Source organism: Abyssisolibacter fermentans (assembly GCF_001559865.1).
Lineage (GTDB): Bacteria > Bacillota > Clostridia > Tissierellales > MCWD3 > Abyssisolibacter > Abyssisolibacter fermentans.
In genome coordinates, this window is the sequence record NZ_LOHE01000032.1 from 15,638 (window position 1) to 40,176 (window position 24,539).

Annotated in this window: 23 protein-coding genes and 2 other annotated features (1 of these 25 cut by a window edge); of the genes, 3 read left to right on the forward strand and 20 right to left on the reverse strand. The window is 28.5% G+C overall.

Going from position 1 to position 24,539, the window contains the following annotated elements; genetic code table 11:
- Positions 1-173: a binding site (T-box leader), on the reverse strand; it reaches 70 nt to the left of the window's first position.
- Positions 174-254: 81 nt separating this feature from the next.
- A complete protein-coding gene (locus AYC61_RS02350) occupies positions 255-1,409 on the reverse strand; it encodes a D-alanyl-D-alanine carboxypeptidase family protein (protein WP_066496346.1) in 1,155 nt (384 codons plus the stop codon).
- A gap of 580 nt (positions 1,410-1,989) precedes the next feature.
- On the opposite strand from AYC61_RS02350, the gene AYC61_RS02355 reads away from it, so the two are divergent.
- Positions 1,990-2,505: a hypothetical protein gene (locus tag AYC61_RS02355; RefSeq protein ID WP_066496348.1), complete on the forward strand. Its 516-nt coding sequence runs from the start codon at positions 1,990-1,992 to the stop codon at positions 2,503-2,505.
- Between the two features lie 125 nt (positions 2,506-2,630).
- A complete protein-coding gene (locus AYC61_RS02360; protein ID WP_066496350.1) occupies positions 2,631-3,140 on the forward strand; it encodes a hypothetical protein in 510 nt (169 codons plus the stop codon).
- Between the two features lie 70 nt (positions 3,141-3,210).
- Here the strand turns inward: AYC61_RS02360 and AYC61_RS02365 are convergent, their stop codons facing one another.
- The 17 genes from AYC61_RS02365 to AYC61_RS02445 all read right to left on the reverse strand — a co-directional run bounded on the left by AYC61_RS02365 (position 3,211) and on the right by AYC61_RS02445 (position 20,688).
- Complete coding sequence (locus AYC61_RS02365) at positions 3,211-3,471, reverse strand: HPr family phosphocarrier protein (protein ID WP_066496353.1); 261 nt, start codon at positions 3,469-3,471, stop codon at positions 3,211-3,213.
- A gap of 29 nt (positions 3,472-3,500) precedes the next feature.
- Complete coding sequence (locus tag AYC61_RS02370; protein ID WP_066496355.1) at positions 3,501-4,922, reverse strand: sigma-54 interaction domain-containing protein; 1,422 nt, start codon at positions 4,920-4,922, stop codon at positions 3,501-3,503.
- A 92-nt stretch (positions 4,923-5,014) separates the two neighbouring features.
- A complete protein-coding gene (dhaM, locus tag AYC61_RS02375; RefSeq protein ID WP_066496357.1) occupies positions 5,015-5,416 on the reverse strand; it encodes a dihydroxyacetone kinase phosphoryl donor subunit DhaM in 402 nt (133 codons plus the stop codon).
- Positions 5,417-5,420: 4 nt separating this feature from the next.
- Positions 5,421-6,053 carry a dihydroxyacetone kinase subunit DhaL gene (dhaL, locus tag AYC61_RS02380; RefSeq protein ID WP_066496361.1) on the reverse strand — a complete coding sequence of 211 codons (633 nt, stop codon included), beginning with the start codon at positions 6,051-6,053 and terminating at the stop codon, positions 5,421-5,423.
- A 10-nt stretch (positions 6,054-6,063) separates the two neighbouring features.
- Entirely contained in the window at positions 6,064-7,053 is a 990-nt protein-coding gene (gene dhaK, locus AYC61_RS02385; RefSeq protein WP_066496363.1) for a dihydroxyacetone kinase subunit DhaK, read from the reverse strand.
- 264 nt (positions 7,054-7,317) lie between these two features.
- Positions 7,318-7,812, reverse strand: a complete 495-nt coding sequence (locus AYC61_RS02390) for an L-2-amino-thiazoline-4-carboxylic acid hydrolase (RefSeq protein WP_066496367.1) — start codon at positions 7,810-7,812, stop codon at positions 7,318-7,320.
- 35 nt (positions 7,813-7,847) lie between these two features.
- Positions 7,848-8,348, reverse strand: a complete 501-nt coding sequence (locus AYC61_RS02395) for an L-2-amino-thiazoline-4-carboxylic acid hydrolase (protein WP_066496369.1) — start codon at positions 8,346-8,348, stop codon at positions 7,848-7,850.
- Positions 8,349-8,384: 36 nt separating this feature from the next.
- Complete coding sequence (locus AYC61_RS02400; protein WP_338026013.1) at positions 8,385-9,089, reverse strand: ABC transporter ATP-binding protein; 705 nt, start codon at positions 9,087-9,089, stop codon at positions 8,385-8,387.
- Between the two features lie 8 nt (positions 9,090-9,097).
- Entirely contained in the window at positions 9,098-9,859 is a 762-nt protein-coding gene (locus AYC61_RS02405; protein ID WP_066496375.1) for an ABC transporter ATP-binding protein, read from the reverse strand.
- A 1-nt stretch (position 9,860) separates the two neighbouring features.
- Positions 9,861-10,865, reverse strand: a complete 1,005-nt coding sequence (locus AYC61_RS02410; RefSeq protein ID WP_066496379.1) for a branched-chain amino acid ABC transporter permease — start codon at positions 10,863-10,865, stop codon at positions 9,861-9,863.
- 9 nt (positions 10,866-10,874) lie between these two features.
- Positions 10,875-11,753, reverse strand: a complete 879-nt coding sequence (locus AYC61_RS02415) for a branched-chain amino acid ABC transporter permease (protein ID WP_066496381.1) — start codon at positions 11,751-11,753, stop codon at positions 10,875-10,877.
- 70 nt (positions 11,754-11,823) lie between these two features.
- Entirely contained in the window at positions 11,824-12,978 is a 1,155-nt protein-coding gene (locus AYC61_RS02420) for an ABC transporter substrate-binding protein (RefSeq protein ID WP_066496383.1), read from the reverse strand.
- 22 nt (positions 12,979-13,000) lie between these two features.
- Positions 13,001-14,272 (reverse strand): L-cysteine desulfidase family protein, encoded by a 1,272-nt coding sequence (locus tag AYC61_RS02425; RefSeq protein ID WP_066496385.1) that lies wholly within the window; start codon positions 14,270-14,272, stop codon positions 13,001-13,003.
- Between the two features lie 468 nt (positions 14,273-14,740).
- Positions 14,741-16,303, reverse strand: coding sequence for a M1 family metallopeptidase (locus AYC61_RS02430; protein WP_066496388.1), 1,563 nt, complete (start codon positions 16,301-16,303; stop codon positions 14,741-14,743).
- Between the two features lie 220 nt (positions 16,304-16,523).
- Positions 16,524-17,927: a sodium:solute symporter family protein gene (locus tag AYC61_RS02435; RefSeq protein WP_066496392.1), complete on the reverse strand. Its 1,404-nt coding sequence runs from the start codon at positions 17,925-17,927 to the stop codon at positions 16,524-16,526.
- A gap of 310 nt (positions 17,928-18,237) precedes the next feature.
- Positions 18,238-19,509, reverse strand: a complete 1,272-nt coding sequence (locus tag AYC61_RS02440; protein ID WP_066496394.1) for an MFS transporter — start codon at positions 19,507-19,509, stop codon at positions 18,238-18,240.
- A 21-nt stretch (positions 19,510-19,530) separates the two neighbouring features.
- Positions 19,531-20,688, reverse strand: coding sequence for a trans-sulfuration enzyme family protein (locus tag AYC61_RS02445; protein ID WP_066496395.1), 1,158 nt, complete (start codon positions 20,686-20,688; stop codon positions 19,531-19,533).
- A 471-nt stretch (positions 20,689-21,159) separates the two neighbouring features.
- Between AYC61_RS02445 and AYC61_RS02450 the strand changes: the two genes are divergently transcribed.
- Positions 21,160-21,960: a MerR family transcriptional regulator gene (locus AYC61_RS02450; RefSeq protein WP_066496398.1), complete on the forward strand. Its 801-nt coding sequence runs from the start codon at positions 21,160-21,162 to the stop codon at positions 21,958-21,960.
- A gap of 307 nt (positions 21,961-22,267) precedes the next feature.
- Here AYC61_RS02450 and serS read toward each other — a convergent pair whose 3' ends face one another.
- Complete coding sequence (gene serS / locus AYC61_RS02455; protein ID WP_066496400.1) at positions 22,268-23,542, reverse strand: serine--tRNA ligase; 1,275 nt, start codon at positions 23,540-23,542, stop codon at positions 22,268-22,270.
- Positions 23,543-23,608: 66 nt separating this feature from the next.
- Positions 23,609-23,796, reverse strand: a binding site (T-box leader).
- A 524-nt stretch (positions 23,797-24,320) separates the two neighbouring features.
- Positions 24,321-24,515, reverse strand: a complete 195-nt coding sequence (locus AYC61_RS20945) for a hypothetical protein (RefSeq protein WP_156456311.1) — start codon at positions 24,513-24,515, stop codon at positions 24,321-24,323.
- Positions 24,516-24,539 lie beyond the last annotated feature (24 nt).

The window sequence follows — 24,539 nt, forward strand, 5'->3', positions numbered from 1 at the left end:
CTTACATACTGTCCAATCTATAACGGTTTGGTTCCGGCTAAGTCTACTCTCTGTTAGGATTTCGGTTAGCAACTCAGAGATGTTCTTCGTAAATGGCTCTCGTATCGGTCTCTCACCTTTACCGACTCGCTTTAACTACCTTCCATTACTACTCTTCTCTTCATAGTCTTTTAATATTATACTCATTATAATACATATATATTATTATGTCAAAAATTTATTTTGAAAATTTGTAGTTTTTTTGTTATTGATAACTAAGATATACATACATTACAGAAAATACCCTTTATATAGTTAAGTATATCAGTAATATATGATTTTTTTTCTACATCACTCTTAGCTATTAAATCTCCCTCAGCAATTTTTTCTTCTCCTAAATAGTACAAAACTTTTCCTAAATATTGACCTTTGTCAATGGGTGCTTTGCATTCTTCTATGATTTCAACTTTTTGAGTAATAATAGAATCTTTTTTTACTAAAGCGTATATATCTTCTTTTGCTATAGCTTCTATTGTCTTATTTTTACCATTAACAACTACTGATTCTTGTACATTTTGTCCTTGTTCTACCAGCTTTTTATAACTATAATTTTTTAAACCGTAGTCTAATAAATTATAACTTCTTTTGGTTCTTTCTGGTTTACTTTTCGCTCCCATTGTAATACCAATAAATCTAAATTCTTTATCATTATTTTGAGATTTAGGTACATTCATTGTAGATACTAAGCAATAGCCAGCCATTTCTGTATATCCTGTTTTTAATCCATCTACATCTTCAATTCTAGTTAACAATGGATTAGTATTTTTAAAAACTATTTTCCCTTTTTTCAATACTTCTTTGTTGGTGATATCTAATATCTCTGGATAGGTTTTTAAAACATATCTTGTAAGTGTCAATATATCTTTCATACTCATAAGATTTTGTTTTTCATTTTCTGGTAAGCCGTTTGAGTTTATATACTTAGTGTTTTTTAGCCCTATCTCTTTTGCTTTTTTATTCATTAAATTTACAAACTCTTCTTCACTTCCAACTATATGCTCTGATAATGCTACACATGAATCATTTGCAGAAGCTATTAACATTGATTCTATAAGTTTTTGTAGCTTTATTCTTTCACCTATTTTTAGTCTATATGTTGAACCATATTCTTTTGGAGGATTTTCACCTATATCAACATATTCGTCTAAATTTAATTTCTTTTTTTTTATTTCGTCCATTGCTACAGTATAAGTCATTAATTTTGTTATACTGGCAATTTCTATAGGTTCATCTATATTGTAACTGTATATTATTTTTCCACTTTCAAAATCAGCTAATAATGCTCCTTTTAACCCTGTATTTAAATCATCACTATATACTATACTACTAATAAATATTAATAAAACCAACGCTATACTAATTTTCTTCAAAATATCACCTACATAATTATTGTATAATTCTTGATTATTATTTAATATTTCTTCATACTCTTGTTATAATATGCTATAAAAATATTCTAAAAAAATCAAAGTAAATAATACTTTTATATTTTACATATTTGACTTAACTTATACAATTTAAAAATATAACGAATAAAAACTCTTCTCATAAAGAAAAGAGCTCTTATTTATTCAAATTTTGAATTAACCAATTCAACTAATTTATCTAATAACTCTTTTTCATCATCACTTTCTGTTATAAACTTAATTTCAGTTATATGTATTATCTAAACTTATGTAGCCAATATTTATATAATAGTGTTTTATTGAATTCAAGATAGTGTATATTACTAAAATTTAATATTTAATCAAACTTAGTAATAATAAGTATTTAAATTGTATTATTTCTTAATTTTATAACTTATAACAATAATATACATTTTTTTAAACAACATATGATATCATAGTAATTATAAAATAATATAAAAGTGGAAATGAAAAATCAACACCTTACTGTTAACAAAAAATAGCTATATTTATATGTATTTTGATAAAAATAAATGGAGAATTTATGCCTAAATTAAAAAAATTCAATTTAACAATAGTTCAATTATATATATTTCTAAATTTATTTTTTTTAGTCGCTAATGAATACTTATATGAAGAAATATTAATACATTTTGAATATTTAAGTATGTTTTTGATGATTGCATCATTTGTATATGTAATATTTTATAAAAATTATGAACAAAAAAACTTTTTTATTGTCAACTCATGTATTTTTCTAGGAATAATAATAATATTCTTAATTACTTTTCCTAGATATACCTATAAAGGTGCTAAAGAAAAAATATATGCTGAATTACAATATGAAAATGAAATTATAAGCCCATCTTTCTATGAACCAGACAATAATAAAATACCTATTATAGGTACAAGAATTGGCCTTGATAAGCCTAGAAATATTTTAATTAAATATGACTACGCTATATGTATCTTTAATAAAGACACACACAAAATTGATTGGTATAAATTCAATTCATATAATGGACATTATGAACTTTTTAAAACTGTCGATGAGTTATAAATAATTATACTAATGTTAAATTATAAGAGCTCTTATTTATTCAAATCTAGAATTCCACTAACTTATATTTATGAAGCTGAACTGTATTTATATGTATTATATTTGATTAAAAATTGGAGGAATTTATGCCTAAATTTAAAAAATACAATTTAACAATAGTTCAATTATATATATTTCTAAATTTATTTTATTTAGTCGCTAACGAACACGTATATGAAGAAATATTAATACATTTTGAATATTTAAGTATGTTTTTGATGATTGCATCATTTGTATATGTAATATTTTTTAAAAATTATGAACAAAAAAACTTTTTTATTGTCAACTCATGTATTCTTCTAGGAATTATAATAATATTCGTAATTACTTTTCCTAGATATACCTATAAAAGTGCTAAAGAAAAAATATATGCTGAATTACAATATGAAAATGAAATTATAGACTCATCTTTCTATGAATCAGACAATAATAAAATACCTATTACAGGAGGAAGAATCCGTCTTGATAAGCCTAGAAATATTTTAATTAAATATGACTACGGCATATGTATCTTTAATAAAGAAACACAAAAAATTGATTGGTATCAATTTAATTCATACAATGGATATTATGAATTTTTTGGAAATTTTGATTAGTTATGAATAATTATACTAATATTAAATTTATAAGAGCTCTTTCCTCTAATATAAAGAAAAGAGCTCTTATTTATTCAAATTTTGAATCTACTAAATGAATTAACTTATCTAATAATTCTTGTTCATCATCGCCTTCTGTCATGAACTTAATTTCAGTTCCTTTTTCTATCGACAATGACATAATAGATACTATACTTCTTAAATTTATTTTCTTATTATTATAGCAAAGAAAGGCATTTGATTTATGGTTGTTTACTATTTCTATAATCTTTGTTGCAGGTCTTGCATGTAATCCATCATCATTATGTATAACAACAGTGTTTTCTACCAAACTTATCACCTTCTCAATTTTATTTTGTCTTAAATACTAATTTGATATTTTTTTATTTTTCTATATAGTGTTGCAACTCCAATATCTAGTGCTTTTGCACTCTTTTTTATTCCTTCTGTATTTGAACCATAGAAATACAAAGCTTTAACAATCTCTTCCTTTTCTAATACATGTATATTTTTTATTCTTTCATCATTATATAATTCCTCTGTATCTTTAAATTTCTTGATTTTATCAGGTAAACTATCAATTGAAATTACTTTACTTTTTTCCATGTTTATAGCGTATTCTATAACATTTTCTAATTCTCTTACATTTCCTGGCCAGTCATATCTATTAAATATTTCATACACATCTTTTGAAAAAGCTTCTACATTCTTATTTAATTTATGATTGCATTTAATTAACAATTTTTCCATTAATGAACATATATCATCATTTTTTTCTTTTAAAGAAGGTATATAAATAGGAATAACATTTAATCTATAATATAAATCATTTCTAAAAATGCCTTCTTTAACTAATTGTTCTAAGTTTTTATGTGTTGCTGAAATTATCCTAACGTCTATGTCTATTATTTTATTACTGCCTATATGTTCAATATATCTTTCTTGTAGTACTCTTAATAATTTAGATTGCAAATATAAAGGCATATCTCCTATTTCGTCCAGAAAAATTGTTCCTCCTGCTGCTACTTCAAATTTACCTTTTTTACCATTGTTTTTAGCACCTGTAAATGCACCTTGCTCATAGCCAAACAATTCACTTTCAAGAAGACCATCTGGAATAGCAGCGCAATTAATTGCAACAAAAGGATGGCCACTTCTTTTACTTTCATTATGTATTGCTTGTGCAAACATTTCTTTTCCAGTACCACTTTCACCTGTTATTAGAATATTAGAACAAGATTGGGCTGCTATTTTAGCTCTATCTTTTGCTTTTTGCATATGTTTATTATTACCAATTATATCGTCAAATGTTATTGCATTATATGTTTTTTTTATGGTACTTATATTTGTACCTTTATTTTCTAATTTAGAAATCAACAAATCTGACATATTATAAATAAAACTTATAAGATCCTCTTTTTTTTGAACCAAATCATGTTTTTGTGATTCATTAAACGCTACAATACCTATTACACCAACTACTAAATCACCTTTTTTTACAGGACAACAAATATCAAAAACTTCTTCACAATTATTATTATGTGCACAAACTTTACAAGAACCATTTGAATATTTCCCTTTAAATATTTTATGCTGCCCTGTTTTTAATATTTCATTGTAAAACGAATTTTTATCTATTTTAGAACCAATCTTTAAAACAAACCGACCTGTTCCAGCTATTCTAGTTCTATCAACATCAACAACGGTTACATCAGCATTTATTACCTTAGCAATATTTTCTGAAACTTTTTGCACGTATTTTCCAATATCTTTTAGCTTCAAAAAATCACCTCAAACAATTCTATAAGATACATGTATTATATCAGAATTCGACTAAACTAGACAATATTCTGTATTATTCATGGATTAGTAAACTAATCCATGAATTTATCAATTTCTTTAACTGATTGCTCTACTGATTCCTTTATACTCATTAAATCTCTGCCTATTTTTGATTCAACAGCAGCTACTAAGCCTCCTTCTAATACTGGAGCATTAGCTATAACTATATTGCTTTGCATTTCATCATCTAAAAATTCTATTGCTATTTTTGTATTCATTATTGCGCTACCTATATCTATAAATATTATTACACCATCTTCTGAATACACTTCTTCTATAGCATCTTTAATTTTAAATGGATCAGTACCAATATCTAAGTCTGATGTTCCTCCTGCTGTTGCTATAGGTACTGATTTTTGAGCCATTTGATCTAATATATCTTTTATACCTTCTGCTACCTTATAGCTATGAGACACTATTACTATACCTACCATTTAATCACCTCTTATTAAGAACATAGTCTGCAATTATTTCTAATAAATAATATAATGAAACTGCTCCCGGATCTAGATGACCTCTACTATTTTCACCTTGATAGTGAGCTCTTCCTTTTTTTGCTACCATATCTTTTGTTGATTCCATACCTTTTTTTGCAGATTCTTTAAACTCTGTCATTAGTTTTTCTATTTCGCAATTACTCTCAAGATGAGTTCTATAGCATTCTACCGCTGGTTCTAAAGTATCAACTAAAGTTTTTTCTCCTACAACTGCTCTACCTCTCATTTTTATACCAGCTAAGGCTTCTTCTAAAATAGTCAATAGTAATTTATTATCTATACTATCTGCATTTCCAACCGCCTTAGCACTTTTTATAAATGCAGTTCCATACAATGCACCTGAAGCGCCTCCTACTTTTGACATTACTATCATACCAAAATTTTTAAAAATGTTTTGCAAACTTTCATTTTTAAAATCTGTAGCTTTTTCTTTATATGCTAAAATCCCTTTTTCCATGTTTATTCCATGGTCAGAATCTCCAGTAGCAGCGTCTAATTCAGTTAAATAATCTTTCTCTTTTATTATTTTTTCACTAAAAATATCTAGTATTTCTAAAACATTTTCTGCTTTCATTTTTTCCCTCCTAAATCTGTACTAGAGCGGGTGTATTACATGGATAGTCTAATAACTCTTTAAGTTCATCATCTAATTTTATTAAACTAATATTAAATCCAGCCATTTCAAGTGCTGTCATATAATTTCCTACATAAGTCTTGTATACCTTAATATTTTTTTCTTTCAATAATTCTTGAACTTTTCTATTTACGATATATAACTCCATTAGTGGTGTTGCTCCCAAACCATTAATAATAATACCTACCTCTGACTTACAATAGTCTTTGTCTTCTAGTATTTTATTAACAAGAATCTCCGCTGTTTCATCAGCAGTTTTGATTTCGCTTACTGCTACTCCTGGTTCACCATGTATGCCTATACCTATACCCATTTCATTGTCTTTTAATTCAAAGCCAGGTTTGCCAACTTCCGGTATAATGCATGGTGTAAGGCTCATACCCATTGATCTGACATTGTCAACAACTTTATCTGCTATTCTTTTAACCTCATCAAGGTTTAAACCCTTTTGTGCGGCAGCACCTGCTATTTTATGAACAAAAACTGTTCCGATTATACCTCTTCTTCCTGTTGTATAGGTACTATCTTCTACTGCCACATCATCATTAACTACTATAGTTCTTGTCTCTATTCCTTCCATTTCAGCTAACTCTGCTGCCATTTCAAAATTCATTATATCTCCGGAATAATTTTTTACTACTAATAATACTCCTTTTCCATTATCAGCTGCTTTTATTCCCTCTATTATTTGATCTGGACTTGGCGAAGCAAATACATTACCCGCTACTGCTGCATCTAGCATTCCCTGTCCAACAAATCCAGCGTGTGAAGGTTCATGACCACTTCCTCCACCACTTACTAAACCAACTTTATTTCCTTTTTCATTTCTTGCAATAACATTAAAACCTTCTATTCTTTTTACTCTATCAGAATGTGCTAATGCTATACCCTGAAGCATTTCTTCAACTACATCTTGAGTTTTATTGATTAATTTTTTCATGCTATCTCCTCCTACATATAATTAAACCCAGATTATTCATAGAAAATTATGAGCAGTGAACTAAAATCTATGATTTTATGTGAATCGCTTACTCCTATGAAGAAGCGGAATAGGAGATTCATTAGTAAGTATTCCTTCTGATTATAAGATGTCCATTAAATTCTCGACATACCAACTCGGTATGCCTTCGATTTCACTGGAATCTTCTAATTCAGAAACTTACAGCATATTATTCAAAGTTATATGAATAATCAGGCTTAAAAGTTATTTTTTTGGTGTTACTACCATATGACAGCAACATTCTCCTTTAGCTAATAACTTTTTAAATTCTAAGTTTAATTCTGGGAAACAGCTTACTACTCCAAAATCTCCATAGCTTGCTAATTTACATAATCTTTCTATCTCACTAGAATTACATCCTAACTTTTTCCAAGCTTCTACTAATGCACAATACTTGAATTTTAATTCACCTTGCTCTTCATCATGTCTTACTCTTTCCATAGCAAATGCTTCATTAGCAGGACCTTCTGATAATTTCATAACAAAATCTCCTGCATTTTCGATTTTGCCCATTGATTCTTCCATTTTTCTACCTTTCATTTTTCCAAACTTAGTTATAGCTATTTCAGCCATTTTATCAGGATCTACTCCTGTTTCTTCTGCTGCATTTAATAATAGATAAAACCATGTTGCTCTATCCTCTATTGCTGATCTAAAAGCATCTGTAAATTCTTTTTGTGTATACATCATTTCTCCCATTTTATTTTCCTCCTCAATCTATATTAATTGTTATCCTATTTTTCTTCTTTTGGTGTTACTACCATGTGACAGCACTCATCACCATTAGCTAATAATTGTTTGAATTCTAAGTTTAGTGATGGGAAGCAGCTAACTACTCCAAAATCTCCATAACTTGCTAATTTGCATAATCTAGAAATTTCTTCTGCTGAACATCCTAGTTTTTTCCAAGCTTCAACTAATGCACAATATCTGAATTTTAATTCACCTTGTTTTTCATCAAATCTAACTCTTTCCATTTCAAAAGCATTGAAAGCTGGTCCTTCAGATAATTTCTTTACAAAATCTCCTGCGTCTGTAACTCTTCCTAAACTATCTTCCATTTTTTTACCTTTCATTTTACCAAATCTAGTTATTGCTATTTCGGCAATTTTATCTGGATCTCCACCTAATTCCTCTGCTGCATTTAATAATAAATAAAACCATGTTGCTCTATCCTCTATTGCTGATCTAAAAGCATCTGTAAATTCTTTTTGTGTATACATCATTTCTCCCATTTTATATATCCTCCTTTAATCTTTTTATAATATTACTTAGTTTTCACCTAAGTATACCTTTCTCACTTCATCACTATTTAATAGTGTATTTGCATTGTCTGATAATGTAATCTTACCTGTTTCCAGTACATATCCTCTATCTGCAATCATTAAAGCCATTCTGGCATTTTGCTCAACAAGCATTATTGTTGTTCCCATTTTATTTATTTCTTGAATTAAATTAAATATATCTTGTACTATTATTGGAGCTAATCCTAATGAAGGTTCATCTAAAAGTAATAGCTTTGGTTTAGACATCATAGCTCTACCAATTGCAAGCATTTGTTGTTCTCCGCCTGAAAGTGTTCCTGCTTGTTGATTAATTCTCTCTTTTAATCTTGGAAATAAATTAAATACCTTCTCTATCATTTCATCAATTTCAGAACTAGTCTTTATAAAGCCACCCATTACTAAATTATCTTTAACACTCATTTTAGGAAAAACTTGTCTTCCTTCAGGTGACATACTAATTCCCATTTTTACTATATCTGATGTACCTGTTTTAGTTATGTCTTTTCCATCAAATTCGATTTTACCATGAACAGGTTTAATAAGGCCGCAAACTGTTCTCATTGTGGTTGTTTTACCAGCACCATTACTACCTATTAAAGATACTATCTCACCTTCATTTATTTCTATGTCTATACCTTTAACAGCTTTTATACTACCATAACTTACATGTAAATCAGTTAGTTTTAACAAAGCCATGTCTAAACCCCCTTTCCTAAATATGCTTCTACTACTTTTGGGTTTGACTGTATTTCTTTTGGATTTCCTTGTGCTATAAGTTTTCCATGGTCTAAAACATAAATTCTTTCACATATACTCATTACTAATTTCATATCATGCTCGATTAGTAAAACTGTCATGCCTATTTTTTTTAATTTACCAATAAATTCTTTTAAATCTATAGTTTCTTGTTCATTCATACCTGCTGCTGGCTCATCTAAAAGCAATATCCCTGGATTACTAGCCATAGCTCTTGCTATTTCAAGCTTTCTTTGTTCTCCATATGGTAAATTTTGAGCTAATTCATCTTTTTTATGGTCAAGCTCTACCATTTTTAAAATATCCATAGATTTTTTTACATTTTCAATTTCTTCTTTTTTATGTATCCTGGTTTTGAATATTGAATTGAACATAGTGCTTTTTGTCCTCGTATGCATTCCAAGCATAACATTTTCAAGCACTGTCATTTTTTTAAATAATCTTATGTTTTGAAATGTTCTTGCTAAACCTATATCAGTAATTTTATAAGGTTTTAATCCTGTTATATCATCGCCTTTATAAGTAATTTTTCCTTCTGTAGGCGCATACATTCCAGTAAGCATATTAAAGAAAGTTGTTTTCCCTGCACCATTAGGTCCTATTAAACCTATTATTTCATTTTCATCTATATGCATATCAACACTTCCTACTGCTGTTAGTCCACCAAATCTCATTGTAAGATTACTAGTTTGTAGTTTATGCATATTAAGCAACCTCCTTTTGAGATTTTTGTTTATTTAATTTTTCCTTCATCCATTTAGTTATATTAACATTTCCTAATATACCTTGTGGTCTTGTAAGCATCATTACCACTAATACTAATCCATATATAACCATTCGATATTCTTGCACTGAACGCAATACTTCAGGTACAGATACTAGTATTATTGAACCTATTATAGCTCCAGGTATACTACCCATTCCTCCTAGTATAACCATACTTAATATTTGAATAGATTCATCAAATGTAAATGACTGAGGATCAATATATGTTACATAATGAGCATAGAAACTACCTGCTATTCCAGCAAAGAATGCTGATGTTGTAAATGCTATCATTTTATATTTGAAAGTATTTACACCCATTGCTTCTGATGCAAGCTCATCTTCTTTAATAGATATTAATGCTCTACCAGTCCTTGAATTTATGATATTATATATAGTTACAAGACATATAGTTACTAATATTAATATCAAATAAAAATATTCTGTATCTGTATCAATTGCAAATCCAAAAATACTCGGACAAGGTATTCCAGGCAATCCTAACGGTCCTCTTGTAACATCCATCCAGTTTAATTCAGTAAGTCGCATAATTTCACAAAATCCTAAAGTTACGATAGATAGATATGTTCCTTCCAGTTTAAGTGTAGGTACACCTATTAGAAATGCTGCTAAACCTGCTATTATACCTGCCATTATTAAACTTACCATATAAGGCATCCCTAAATCTATGGCTATTAATGCTGAAGCATATGCTCCAATTCCATAAAAAGCAGCATGGCCTAATGAAACTTGTCCTGTAAAACCAGTTAATAAATTTAAGCTCGATGCTAAAATTATATATATCCCTGTTAATATTATTATTCTCATTATATATGGACTGAATCCATAATATGGTATAGCAACTATAAGTATTATTAAAATTGTTGAAATTAGTTTGTTCTTTTCTAATATAAATTTAAATAATCTATTTATTAAACTATTCAAGATTATCACCTACACTTTCTTTGGCGCTTGTTTACCAAGTAAACCTGATGGTTTAAATATAAGAACTATAATCAATATAGCAAATGCTACTGCATCTCTATATCCTGCATTGAAATAACCTGCAGTTATTGTTTCAATAATTCCAATAGTTAAACCGCCCAACATAGCTCCTGGCAAAACACCTATTCCACCCAATACTGCTGCTGCAAATGCTTTTAAACCTACCATAAAGCCCATTGCATAATCAACTGTTTGATAATACATTCCAACCATTGTTCCTGCCACTGATGCTAATGCTGCACCAATAAAGAATGTTAAGGTAATAATAGTATTAACATTAATTCCCATAAGTCTTGCAGCTTCCATATTTTGTGCAGTAGCTCTCATAGCTTTTCCAACTTTTGTTTTGTTTACTAGTATTTGAAGAGCTATTAGTAGTAAAATACATATACTAAAAATTATTATTTGTAAATAAGAAATACTAGCCTCTCCTATATTAAAGCTTCCTAAATCTATTATTAGTGGAAAATTTTTAGTTTCTGATCCACATATCATCATTACTAAGTTTTGTAAAAATATAGATACACCTATTGTACTTATAAGCGAACTAACTTTTGGAGCATTCTTTTTTCTTAATGGTTTTAATGCACATCTATCAACCATAACCCCTAATAAACCGGTTAATATTATACTAATTACAAAAGCTAAGAAAAAATTTGCACCAAATGATGTTAAAAAAATTAATGTTAAAAATGCTCCTGTCATATAAACAGATCCATGTGAAAAGTTAACTAGCTCTAATATACCAAAAACCATTGTGTACCCTATAGCAACCAATGCATATGTACTTCCTATAGTAAGGCCATTGATTAACTGCTGTACTATCATCTACTTCCCCCCGTTCTTTTTATAAGGCAGTACAGCAATATGCTGCACTACCTTTGGGTATTATATGTTATTATTTATATAGGGTAAACTTATTATCTTTAACTTGAAGAATTACCATTTCTTTAATAACATCACGATTTTCATTAAATGTTGTATTTCCAGTTACACCTTCATAATTTTTTATCTTTGCAAGCTCATCTCTAAGCTTTGCTCTATCACAGCCTGATACTTTAAGAGCCTCTGCCATCATCCCTAATGAATCATATGCAAGAGCCGCAAATTGATCAGGCTCAACACCAAATTCATCTTTAAATTCTTTAATAAAATTTTGTACCATTGGTTTAGGATCTTGTGCAAAGAAGTTATTTGTCAAGTATAAGCCTTCTATTGAATCACCTGCTAATTTCAAGAATTGTTCATTATTTAATGCACTTGTTCCAAGTAATTGTACATCATAATTCATTTGTTTTATTTGTTGTGCTATCATTCCTGATTCTGAATACATAGCTGCAAGGAATACTAATTCAGGTTCAGCTTCTCTTATTTTTGTAATAGTTGGAGTAAAGTCTTTAGTTTGTCCACCTATAAATGTTTCACAAGCTACTATTTCTCCGCCTAGTTCTTCAGCTTTACTTATAAAATTATCTTTAGCTGTAATTCCCCAGTCATTGTTTATATAAATAATAGCTATTTTCTTTTTACCAAGATCGTTGATTGCAAATTCTGCTGCTATTGGTCCTTCTACTTCTTGTGTGTTTACATTTCTAAACATATATGTTCCTTGTTTTGTAAATCTTGGATGAGAAGATGTTGGTGAAAATTCAACTAGTCCAGCTTTTTGATAAACTGGAGCTGCTGCTAGACATGCACTGCTAGAGAAATGTCCTATTAAACCTACTATATCTTCATCTGATATTAACTTTTGAGCAACGTTTGTCGCTTCTTTTGCATCATTTTTATCATCTAAAACAATTAATTCAATCTTTTTACCATCAATTCCACCTGCATCATTTATTTCTTTAGCTTTTAATGATGTTGCTCTTTGAAAAGCTTCTCCATATTGGGCGTAGTCACCAGTCATAGGTCCTGCTACTGCAATCTTAATAGTATTAGAGGCATTGCCATTATCAGCAGTACCTTTCTTTGAATCTCCACAACCTACTAATAATAAGGAAGTTATTAACGTTACTACCAAAATCAATGTAAATACTTTTTTTCTTTTCATAGCTTAAATACACTCCTCTTTATTATTTGCTTACCATGATATCAAGCATTACTTTATCTGCATTATTCATTCCCTCGATACCAAGCATGCATAAATTCTTAATAGTATTTTCTACATCATCATCGACAATTCCATCATGATAAGATATTTCAATATCATTAATTGCAAGCATTGCTGATTGTATAGCTGAACTAACTCCTGTTGAAACCTTTAATGCACATCCACATTTAGCACCATCACATACCATACCTGATATATCACCTATCATATTTTTTATTGAATATTTTATATTTTTTAATTCTCCTCCTAATAGATAGGTTATACCACAACTTGATCCAGTTGATGCAACTACACAACCACATAAAGCTGATAGTCTTCCTAGATAGGTTTTAATATGTATTGCTATTAAATTACTAATAGTTAAAGCTCTTATTGTTTTTTCTTCATCTGCATTTAATTTCAATGCAACTGCATAAACTGGCAATGATACTGTTATACCTTGATTTCCACTGCCTGAATTACTCATCACTGCATGCATACATCCTGACATTCTTGCGTCTGCAGCTGCTGCAGTTAAAGCCTTTGCATAAGATTGTATATCATCACTATAAAAACCACTTTCAATCCCTTTAAGAATCGTTTTCCCAACCTGTAAACCGTAATTATTATTAAGCGCTTCGTCTGCTAAATCTTTATTCATTTTAGCTCCATCCAAAAGGAATTTTACATCTTCAATATCTACTGAAAGAGCAAAATTGTATATTTCATCTACTGTAAGTTTTAATTTGCTATTGTCTGCTTTTACATTCTCTGGTTCTTCATCAATTTTATATATTACCTTATCATTAAATTCAACTAAAACTATATTACTATGTTGTTTTCTTATAACTACTTTTGCATAGTTATCGTTTTCCTTAGCTATAACTTCAATATACAATTTCTCTTTTATATCTTTTAAATTAACTTTTATTTTATTATCTTTGACCATCTTTTTAGCATCTTCTACATCTTGCTGTGTTACATCTGATAACACTTCTAATTCTTTTTCAGATTTTCCACCAATACAGCCTAATGCAGTTGCTATATATAATCCTGTCATACCTGTACCAGGAACACCAACACCCATACCGTTTTTTAGTATATTTGCACTTACATACACTTCTACACTCTCAGGTCTATTTTTTAATTCTTCACTAGCTTTTGCTGCTGCTAAAGCTACTGCTATGGGTTCAGTACATCCAAGTGCAGGTACTACCTCTCTTTTTAATAACTTTAGTATTTCTTGATTAGTCACATTATCCCTCCCTTCGTTGACATTATAAAAAGCAAGTTGTATGCCAAGTAAATATGCTTTTCTAAAGTAAATCATTGATACATTAGATAAATACTCCATTACAACTTAAATTAATATTTTTTACTCTACCTTAAAAAAGTGAGAATTTTATAAATAAATAAAAAAACTAGCAAAAATGCTAGTTTAATACTCCAATTTTTTATTAATTTCTTATATATTACTATCATTTTGAGAATGTATTTATTCCCATAAACATATTATAGCTATCTAATTTACTATTAAACTCTGCTACTATCATTATGAGAACGTTTTCTTATTTTGATAGTAATTTTAAAAAATGAACTAAAATGTTTGATTCTATATTTCAGTTTGTGATTATCTCAAAATATTTTTTAAAGTCGCTCTATTGGATTGTTTTATAATGAGTAAACATTCACACCAAAAACAACATTCTAAGATTTATTTTTATTAATTGTATAACCATTTATCAACTAGTTGTTTAAATTCATGATTAGTCATTTGCTGACATAAATCTAAAAATTCGTCAGAAGTAGCATTATGAAATTTGTATTCTTTATAATATTTTTTGAGTATATTATATAAAACACTTTCTCCATAATTTTTTTCTATTTCATGTATAAATATAGCTCCTTTATTATAAACTAAACCATCATAATCTAACCAACCATTAAAATCGCTTAATGGTCTTAAAACCCTTTTATTTTTAATTCTTGACTTTGTAAAATCATATGGCTGTTTTATACTTTCATCAAAATATTTTTCTCCTGCTACTTCTCCTAGCATTTCATCAAAGTATATCACCTCTGAATAAGTAGTTAAAGACTCATCAAGCCATGGTTCGTCAATTTCATCATTCCCTATTGCTGAATACCACCATTGGTGCGCTGTTTCATGGACTATAACAATTTCTAAATCTCTTAATTTATTTGAATCGTATAATTTTTGACTGATAAATACTATTGCCGGATATTCCATTCCTGTTGGAAAATTTGTAGCTACTACTGAATAAGTCTTAAATGGATATAATCCAAAAACCTTATTGAAAATTCTTATACTGTTACATGCAGTCTTGACAGCATATTCATTAGCTTCTTTATTATTTTTTAATAAATAACACTTTATCAAAATACCATCTACATATTTTTCTTTTAATAAAAATTTTCTACTTGCTACAAAGGCAAAATCTCGTCTAAAATCAGCCTTTATTTCCCAATGCATATAATTGTTTTGTACTTGTTTTTTAAGTGTATCACCTGATGATGCTACTACCATATTTTTAGGTGTATATATGTTTACATAATAATTACTGGTATCACTGTAAAAAGGATCACCTATATTATAGTAAGGATCTAAATTCCAGCCATTATCATCATAAACTGCTGCTATAGGGTACCAATTGCCAAAGTTATATATTTCATTATCATAGCCAAATCTACCATTACTACAAGGGATAAACACTTCATATTCTAAATCTATAACAACAAATTCTGATTTTTTAAGTTTATTTGACAATTTTATCTTTAATATAGTATCGTCTATTCCTTGAATATAATAATTAACTTTTTTATTATTAATGCAGATTTTTTGGAATTTTATATATCCAGCTGAAAATCCATTAGGAAAAGATTCCTCATAAGTGTTATATATACTAGGTGCAGTCCTTTTAGTTTTATAAACATTAGGATAAATATGAAAAAACAATTCACTTAAATCGATATTTTCATTATTGAAATATTTCACTTTTTGTTTGACTTTTAATTTTTTTTCTTCTTCTAGTAGATGAACATCAATATTATAACTATTTATCTTATTATAATCTAAACCATTATAATCTTTAGCTAAAATCATTGGTTTATCTTTACGAGTGTTTAGTGAAGTTGGAAGTTTGTTTTTTTCATTATTTATTCTATCTAGAATATCATTATTATTTATATTGTTATCAAAATAGGCTATTACGAGCATTAATAAAAAAAGTGTTAAAAACAGTTTTTTAGATTTTGAAAGTTTCATATCATACCACCTGTTTTTTTATTTTGTTACAATTTTATGGTTTCCTTTTTCTTATTTAATATTTATAAATAAGTTAATTAATTATACTTCTTAGAAGGTTTATAATCTCTTGTTATAAATAACAAAAAAATCAATCATATTTAGACTATTTTAAGTTAAATATGATTGATTCTTGTTTGGTTTTTGTTTTTTTATAAATTAGTAGATACAATTCAATCTCCTAAAGCTTTAATTTTTTTCTACTATCAGCAATTGAAATGGATATTAATACTAATGTTCCTGCAATAACAGCTAGAATATTTGATGGCATACTTAATATTCCACTCGTTTTTCCAACTAAGAAAAAATTTGAATACAACCCTACGATTAATGCCGTTATAATAGAATAGTATGCCCCTTTTGTAGTAGCTCTTTTCCAATATAAACCTAATATTAAAGGCATAAATACAGCGGTAGAGTAAAATAAACCCCCTAAGTAAGCTATATCTATTAAGTTATCTGAAATAAAAGATATAATAACACCACCGATTGAAATAAGAACAGTGATAATCCTTGTTACTCTTATTTTCTGCTTTTGGCTTAAATTCTTATCCTTCTTTTCTTTATATGGTATATATATGTCATTAACAAAAAGCGTAGATGCTGCTAAAATCATAGAATCCGCTGTTGACATAGAAGCAGCAAATATAGAACCTAACGCAAGCCCAGATATTCCAACTGGTAGATAATTTTTAACAAATAGAGCATATCCTAAATTAGGATTGTCAAGATTAGGTATTAATACTATAATACAAATTCCAATTATTGCAATGAGTAGACCATAAAATATGTACATCACTCCAGTAAAAATAAAAGAAAATTTTGCTGTGCTTTTATCTTTTGAAGCAAATATTCTCTGAATATAATGTTGACTTGTTGCATATGAAAATAAACTAAAAAGTGTCCATGAAATTACAGTAGAAAATGAAACCTGGTCAAACCTCAAAAGGTTTTCTGGTAAAGTCGTCATAATACCTTCAACTCCACCTGATGATACTATAGCTATCGGAACAGAAATTAATATTGAGCCAATTATAAATACAAATTGAACAATGTCTGTATTTACAACAGCTATAAACCCTCCACTTATTGTATATAACACAACAAAAGTCAAGGTTAGAAATAGTCCAACATTAATAGGTATACCAACTATACCATTTAATGCAACTGCTCCAACAGTAAATTGTGCAGCTATTTGTGCTACAGTAGCTAATATATGCAAAAAAGAACATAAATATTTTGTCTTTTTGTCATACCTTTGATCAAAGAAATCTGTGATGGTTACAAGATTTGGAAGCTTAATCTTTGCTGCAAAAAATATTCCTAATAAAAGAAAAGCAGGAACAGCACACCAATCCCACCATACTCCAGAAAGCCCAACAGTATAGCAAAAGGCCATAGCTCCTATAAAACTACTTCCTCCAAACTCTGTTGCTGCCATACTAAACCCAGCTTTTATCTTACCAATATTCCTACCTCCAAGAGTAAAATCATTCATTGATTTTACAGACTTAGATGATCTGTAACCTATATAACCAGTAATTATGAATACTAATAATACTCCAATGATGTCTAATAATTTCATTTTTTAGCTCCTATTCTAATAGTCCTATTAATATAAATCTTTCAAAATCCATTAAATTTGTGTTTAATATTTAACCTTGATTATTTATAGAATTATACACTTTAAGCAGAGAACCAAAATCCATAATTTTATGCAGATTCACTTACTTACTATATTCTTTGAATAAGTTTTAATAATAATACTTAAACTTATTCTTTAATAGTGTCTACTAGCACAAATTTAAATTATCCATTCTCTGCTCAATTTATAGTGTGTTGCTTAAATTTTTCCAAATTTGTTGATTAATTACTTATAGATTTTTATATATGATTTATTTTACACTACTATTAACTTGTCTATCCAGTTTACTTTTTTTATTTCGACTATATAGTATAATGCTAACCGCTAATCCAACTACTGCCATTATTAATGAAAGAGTAAAAATATAAGTATAGCCTTTACTCCCGTGTGTATCTAGCCAATTACCAGCAATATTGTAGTAAAAAGCATCTGGAACATAACCAATTAATGATATTAGTCCAACTGCTGCACCTGTATATTTCATTGGTATTTTACTTTCTGATATTGTAGCATAACCTATACCTGTTAGACCAAATAAACCAAAAGCAAGAAGTAACATTAACGCTACTGCCAGTATTGTATATGTTGTATTAACAGGAATAAGCATAAATGCACCCACGCAGACAGTTACTAGAGTAAATCCTACGATAAACATTTTAGATGTTGATCCACATTTGTCAGCTAGCGTACCAAAGGTTGGACCACCAATTATTTTAGTACCTGTTTGTCTTAATATTGAAACTGTACCAACCATTGCTGCTGAAAGCATAAACTCAGTTTCAAGATATGGGCTAATGTATGATAGTGATGAAAATACTGTGTAGTAACTGAATATAGCAATACCAATTAACCAAACTTCTGGCATTTTTAGTACTTTAATATAATCATGGACTGTATATTTCACATCATCACTGTCTTTAAATTTAACATCTCTTAAAGCGAAAAATGTAATGAATCCTACAATAATTGTTAAGCTTGATTGGAATATAAGAACAAATCTTAGTCCTAATTCTTCAACGGCAACCATATTAAAGATTGTTAGGGCAATAAAAGAAATAATCATACCAGAAATACCTTCAATACCATTAGCTATTCCAAAAATTTTACCTTGCATATCGTCATCACCAAGTGAACGAGTTACTTTAACTTGTGCTGCCCAGAATGTAAGGATTGTTGTCACACCCCATGCAATAAATGTAAATTGTACACCAGCGTAGCTTGGGTATGTTGACAGATAAATACCTAATGCACCAGAAGAAACGTAAGAGAATAGCATAAGTTTCCTTGGGTCAAATTTATCTGCCATCCATCCACCTGGAAAATACATTAACAGAGCAATTTTTCCGTATAAACCAATTACATGTCCATATTGTTCATGTGAAAGACCAAGAGCTGTTCTCATTGGGTCATAGAATACTGATTTCATATATGGTAAACCATACATTGCATACGTACCAAATGACAATACTGTGATCATCATCAACCATTTATATTTTTTGAATAAGCTTATTTTATTATCCATAGACAATTCTCCCTTCAAATTTTATAATTTATCAAAAGCTTGTTTTATATCTGCTATTAAATCCTGTGCACCTTCAAGTCCTACCGCAATTCTAATCATATTACTGTTTTCTACTTGAATCAGTGTATGAGCTTCACCTAAACTTGTAGCAATTGAAAGTAAATTCATATTGTTGCATAGCTTATAGTCAGCTTCTCTTACTGTCATTCCTTTAATGCCATCTTTTAACCAGAATGAAACAATACCACCACCAAGACCATTCATTTGTTTTTGACATAGTTCATATGATGGATCAGATTCAAGAGCTGGATAAATAACTTTTTCTACATATTCATGTGATTCAAGGAATTTTGAAATTGCTAAAGCGTTTTCACAATGTTTTTGTATTCTCATTGTAAGAGTAGCCATGCCTCTCATAATTAACCATGCATTAAATGGTGAAAGTGCTGCACCTGTATAACAAGGCATACCAGGGTATTTTATTTTTTCTATAAGATCTTTTCTTCCTATAATTGCTCCTCCAAGTGCATCGCCATGACCATTAATATATTTTGTTAAGCTATGCAAAACAAGATCTGCTCCATGTTGTAATGAATATTGAATAGGTGGTGGTGCAAATGTGCTGTCAACTATTAAAATGCAATCATTTTCCTTTGCAAGTTCAGCAACCTCTTTAATATCAACAACACCAAGCTTTGGATTCTCAGGTGTTTCAATAAAAATTATTGTTGTATTTTCTTTAATGTTTTGTTTTACATCTTCCATATCTTTAAAATCTGCAAAGCTTACTTCTGCATCCATCTTGTCAATTAATTCTCTGAAAAAAATGTCACTGTGAAAGAATAATCCTTTAGAGCATAGAATATGTTCTCCCTTTTCAAGTAATGTTAAAACTGTTGAACAAACAGCTCCCATTCCTGAACCCATTGTAACGGCAGCTTCTCCTCCTTCAAGAGCAGCAAGTTTTTTTTCTAGTTGAATTGTAGACGGATTTCCTTCTCTTGTATAAAGGTAACCTAATTCATTCCAAGCCTCATCCATTTGTTCAACTGTATCAAATCCAAAAGTTGCTGTTTGATATATTGGTGATGCTAAAGAATGTGTTACGGGATCAAAACTATGTCCAGTGTGAATTAATTTTGTTTCTAGATCTGATTTACTTAAATCATGTTTATCCATTGTGACTTCCTCCTTTGTTTAAAATATATAATTTCCAAATATTTTATAATTAAATCATTACTTATAATTAATATTAATTATTAAACTTAAAATATTGCATCAAAATTACAATTAGAATGATATACTATTACCTTAGGGGAGTGTCAATAATATAATTAATTAGTAACTTCATTTTTAATAAGAAAGAATTTGACGCATAATACCCGAATATATTATGATTAAATAAAATTATATTTTTTCATAAAATTTATCTAAAACAAGTAAACTAAGATAAACAAAAGTTAGAATATATAAGCTCAAATTATTTAGAAAAATTAAATACTCTTTATTAATGAAACTCATTCGAATGAGTTTGGACTTTTACATAAATGTATTTTAGTTCTATACTCATAATTCAGAAATATACAGCATATCATAAGAGTTATATAAATAATCTGGATAACTATCTACATAATTTATGGAGGATTAAATATGAAATTATATTCTATTGGAGAAGTCTCAAAAATTAATAATATTACTATTAAAACTTTGAGATATTACGATAAGATAGGTCTACTTGTACCGGCATACATAGATGAAACAAATGGTTATAGATATTATAGTTACAGCCAATTTTTAATTATAGATAAGATTAAAAAATTCAAATATTGGGATATACCTTTAAATGAGCTTAAAGATATTATATATGATGAAGATAATACCAAATTAAAAGAATTTTTTAGAAAACAAAGAGAATATCTTGATTCTGAAACAAAGAGAATCGAAATGTTAAAAAAAAATCTAGATATGCTTGAAAATTATTTCTCTTATTATGACATAGTTCAAATGAATAACAATGTTTATGTAAGACACATAAAAAAACGCCATTATATTTCTCATCCTTTTGATAATATTACTAGTATATCAGGTATAGACATAGAACTGAGAAAAATTATTAATTCACCACAATTTGTAAATATATCTGTATTAAACCCTTACGGATATATTTTGGATAGTAATGATTTTTTAAATGGTAAACTTACTTTCTTACAGTCTACAGTTACTGTAGGTGAACCTCCAAGTTTTGAAACAGAATATTTATATACTGCTCCTGAAGGAGTTTATGTTTGTTTCAGCTCAAAAATTTTATCTGATAATTATGATATTACACCTTTAATTGACTATATTAAACAAAACAACTTAACTCCTAAGTTAATTATTGCTGAAGAATTTATACCTAACGGTACTTATAAATTTGAAAACTGTCCTTATGAAATACAAGTATTAATTTAGAAAAGATATAATGAATTTCTAGCATAAAAGAACATAAAACGCTATAGAACAAACTTTATTAAATAGTTTAATCTATAGCGTTCATTATAAACAAAAAAGTTATAGAAATACTTAATTAATATGATATATAGTTAAGCTAATCACTCTAAATTTAGTGTGATTAGCTTAATCAAAATAGCATTTTATTTCAGTAAGTTTCAGATATTGAGTTAATTCAAAAATTTATTTTTTCTTATATACTAGCTTTATTAATGAAATTTGTATTTACTTTAATAAACTAATTTATAGAAATATAATATTAATTTGATTATTTAGTAATCTTATCTAAACCTCTAAAATATGGTCTTAATACTTCTGGAATAATAATTGATCCATCTTCTTGTTGATAGTTTTCTAATATTGCTGCTGTTGTCCTTCCTATTGCTAAACCAGAACCATTTAACGTATGAACTAATCTAGTTTTATTTGTTTTAGCATCTCTAAATTTGATATTTGCTCTTCTTGCTTGGAAATCTTCAAAATTACTACAAGAAGATATCTCAACATATCTGTTATAACTTGGCATCCATACCTCTAAATCGTAAGTTTTAGCTGATGAAAATCCTAAATCACCAGTGCATAGCTCTACTACTCTATAAGGTAATTTCAATAGTTTAAGAATTTTTTCTGCATTTTCAGTAAGTTTTTCTAACTCATCATATGATTCTTCTGGCTTAACTAATTTAACTAATTCTACTTTATTAAATTGATGGTTTCTTATTAATCCTCTAGTATCTCTACCTGCTGAACCTGCTTCCTGTCTAAAACATGGAGTATAAGCAGTAAAATATATTGGTAAATCAGTTTCATCTAGTATTTCATTTCTATGAATATTTGTAACTGGAACCTCAGCTGTTGGAACTAAAAAGTAATCTTTACTAGGAATATTAAAAGCATCTTCTTCAAATTTTGGAAGCTGACCTGTACCTGTCATAGAATCCCTATTTACCATAAATGGTGGTAATATCTCTTTATATCCATGTTCTAATGTATGCGTATCTAACATGAAATTTATCAATACTCTTTCGAGTTTAGCACCTAATCCTTTATATAGAGAAAATCTAGCACCTGTTATTTTAGATGCTCTTTGAAAATCTAGTATATCTAATTCTGCTCCAATATCCCAATGAGCTTTAGGTTCAAAATCAAATTTAGTTGGCTCAGCATATCTTCTAATCTCAACATTGTCTTCATCACTATTTCCAACAACAACTTTAGTATTAGGTATATTAGGAAGTGATAAAAGTCTTTTATTTAATTCCTCTTCAACTTCTTTTACCTCTACATCTAGTTCTTTAATACATTGTGACAAATCTTTCATTTTAGCTAATATTTCTGTCACGTCTTTTCCTTCTTTTTTAAGTTTTGGTATCTGTTTTGATACACTATTTTGTTCAGATTTCTTATTTTCTGTATTCTGTAGTAGTTCTCTTCTTCTTTCATCAAGTTTTAATATTCCTTCGATATCATAATCACCATTTCTGCTCTTTAATCCGTCAATAACTTCTTTAGTATTACTTCTTATTTTTTTAATATCTAGCATTATTAAAAACCTCCTTTTATAATTATCTATTTTTAAATAAAAAAATAAACCCTCATCCCAATAAAACTTAGGGACGAGAGTTTTTCCCGCGTTGCCACCCTACTTAGCAAATAGCTCACTTAAGTGCATTATAAACCATGCAATGGTATACATCTAATACTAGGATGGATTCGATAATTAATCATGCTAATTCACACCAACCATTAACTCTCTTAAAAGATTATATTATCTACTATTCCTATCAGTATATTTATTAATTTGGAATTGATTATAGCATATTATATCCTTTTTTTCAAGTATAAATACATATTTTTAACGGCAATCGAATGAAAATATATTCTAATTAAAACTTTTACATAAAGTTTTCAAAAATAGACTTGTTCTGTTAAATATTTGATGTGATTTTTTTTTATTTGTGTAACTTAAAACATATATTGTTTTAATGGTATAACAAATAAACCTATTTAATTTACTAACCGATTTACACTATAAAAAGTATATCTCAACTCATATTATTATATTCCAACTATATCATCTAAAAGCTTATCATCTCTTGCGTCGCAAGCTAATTTTTTTCTCGCAGTTTTTCTCTTCTTTAATATATATTAAAGCGAGTTTCTTTAACATCGATTGATTTACAGCGCCATTATTTTTCCTTACTCTACTATTATCTTCTCTAAAAACAACATCTAAAATCCAGTGACAACTTTCTACTCCCTATTGATTTCTTACTGCTTTTTCAAATAAGTCACACTCTGCATTTTGGGGTATACTGAGACTAGATATATAATAAAAATTCTCTTCTGTTATTTTTTTCTGTTGTAACAGTTCTTTTTACCATACCAATACTAGTCAAGTTTTTCCAAAAATGTTTTTCTACAAAAAAACAGTCTATATCATCAGTCTGGAAGTACTCCCTTTTTTCTATTCGTCCATGACCTTTTTCTCGCGTAACTTTTTTGCTGTAATTCATATTTTAAAATTTTTTAGCTATGGC

Excerpts from the sequence above, each read along its gene's own strand:
- dhaL (WP_066496361.1), bottom strand. The coding sequence starts at position 6,053 with ATGAAAGCAGAAAATGTTTTAGAAATACTAGATATTTTTAGTGAAAAA.
- AYC61_RS02355 (WP_066496348.1), top strand. The coding sequence starts at position 1,990 with ATGCCTAAATTAAAAAAATTCAATTTAACAATAGTTCAATTATATATA.
- serS (WP_066496400.1), bottom strand. The coding sequence starts at position 23,542 with ATGCTAGATATTAAAAAAATAAGAAGTAATACTAAAGAAGTTATTGAC.
- AYC61_RS02445 (WP_066496395.1), bottom strand. The coding sequence starts at position 20,688 with ATGGATAAACATGATTTAAGTAAATCAGATCTAGAAACAAAATTAATT.
- AYC61_RS02390 (WP_066496367.1), bottom strand. The coding sequence starts at position 7,812 with ATGGGAGAAATGATGTATACACAAAAAGAATTTACAGATGCTTTTAGA.
- dhaM (WP_066496357.1), bottom strand. The coding sequence starts at position 5,416 with ATGGTAGGTATAGTAATAGTGTCTCATAGCTATAAGGTAGCAGAAGGT.
- AYC61_RS20945 (WP_156456311.1), bottom strand. The coding sequence starts at position 24,515 with ATGAATTACAGCAAAAAAGTTACGCGAGAAAAAGGTCATGGACGAATA.
- AYC61_RS02430 (WP_066496388.1), bottom strand. The coding sequence starts at position 16,303 with ATGAAACTTTCAAAATCTAAAAAACTGTTTTTAACACTTTTTTTATTA.
- AYC61_RS02395 (WP_066496369.1), bottom strand. The coding sequence starts at position 8,348 with ATGGGAGAAATGATGTATACACAAAAAGAATTTACAGATGCTTTTAGA.
- AYC61_RS02420 (WP_066496383.1), bottom strand. The coding sequence starts at position 12,978 with ATGAAAAGAAAAAAAGTATTTACATTGATTTTGGTAGTAACGTTAATA.
- AYC61_RS02415 (WP_066496381.1), bottom strand. The coding sequence starts at position 11,753 with ATGATAGTACAGCAGTTAATCAATGGCCTTACTATAGGAAGTACATAT.
- AYC61_RS02360 (WP_066496350.1), top strand. The coding sequence starts at position 2,631 with ATGCCTAAATTTAAAAAATACAATTTAACAATAGTTCAATTATATATA.
- dhaK (WP_066496363.1), bottom strand. The coding sequence starts at position 7,053 with ATGAAAAAATTAATCAATAAAACTCAAGATGTAGTTGAAGAAATGCTT.
- AYC61_RS02405 (WP_066496375.1), bottom strand. The coding sequence starts at position 9,859 with ATGCATAAACTACAAACTAGTAATCTTACAATGAGATTTGGTGGACTA.
- AYC61_RS02435 (WP_066496392.1), bottom strand. The coding sequence starts at position 17,927 with ATGAAATTATTAGACATCATTGGAGTATTATTAGTATTCATAATTACT.
- AYC61_RS02440 (WP_066496394.1), bottom strand. The coding sequence starts at position 19,509 with ATGGATAATAAAATAAGCTTATTCAAAAAATATAAATGGTTGATGATG.
- AYC61_RS02450 (WP_066496398.1), top strand. The coding sequence starts at position 21,160 with ATGAAATTATATTCTATTGGAGAAGTCTCAAAAATTAATAATATTACT.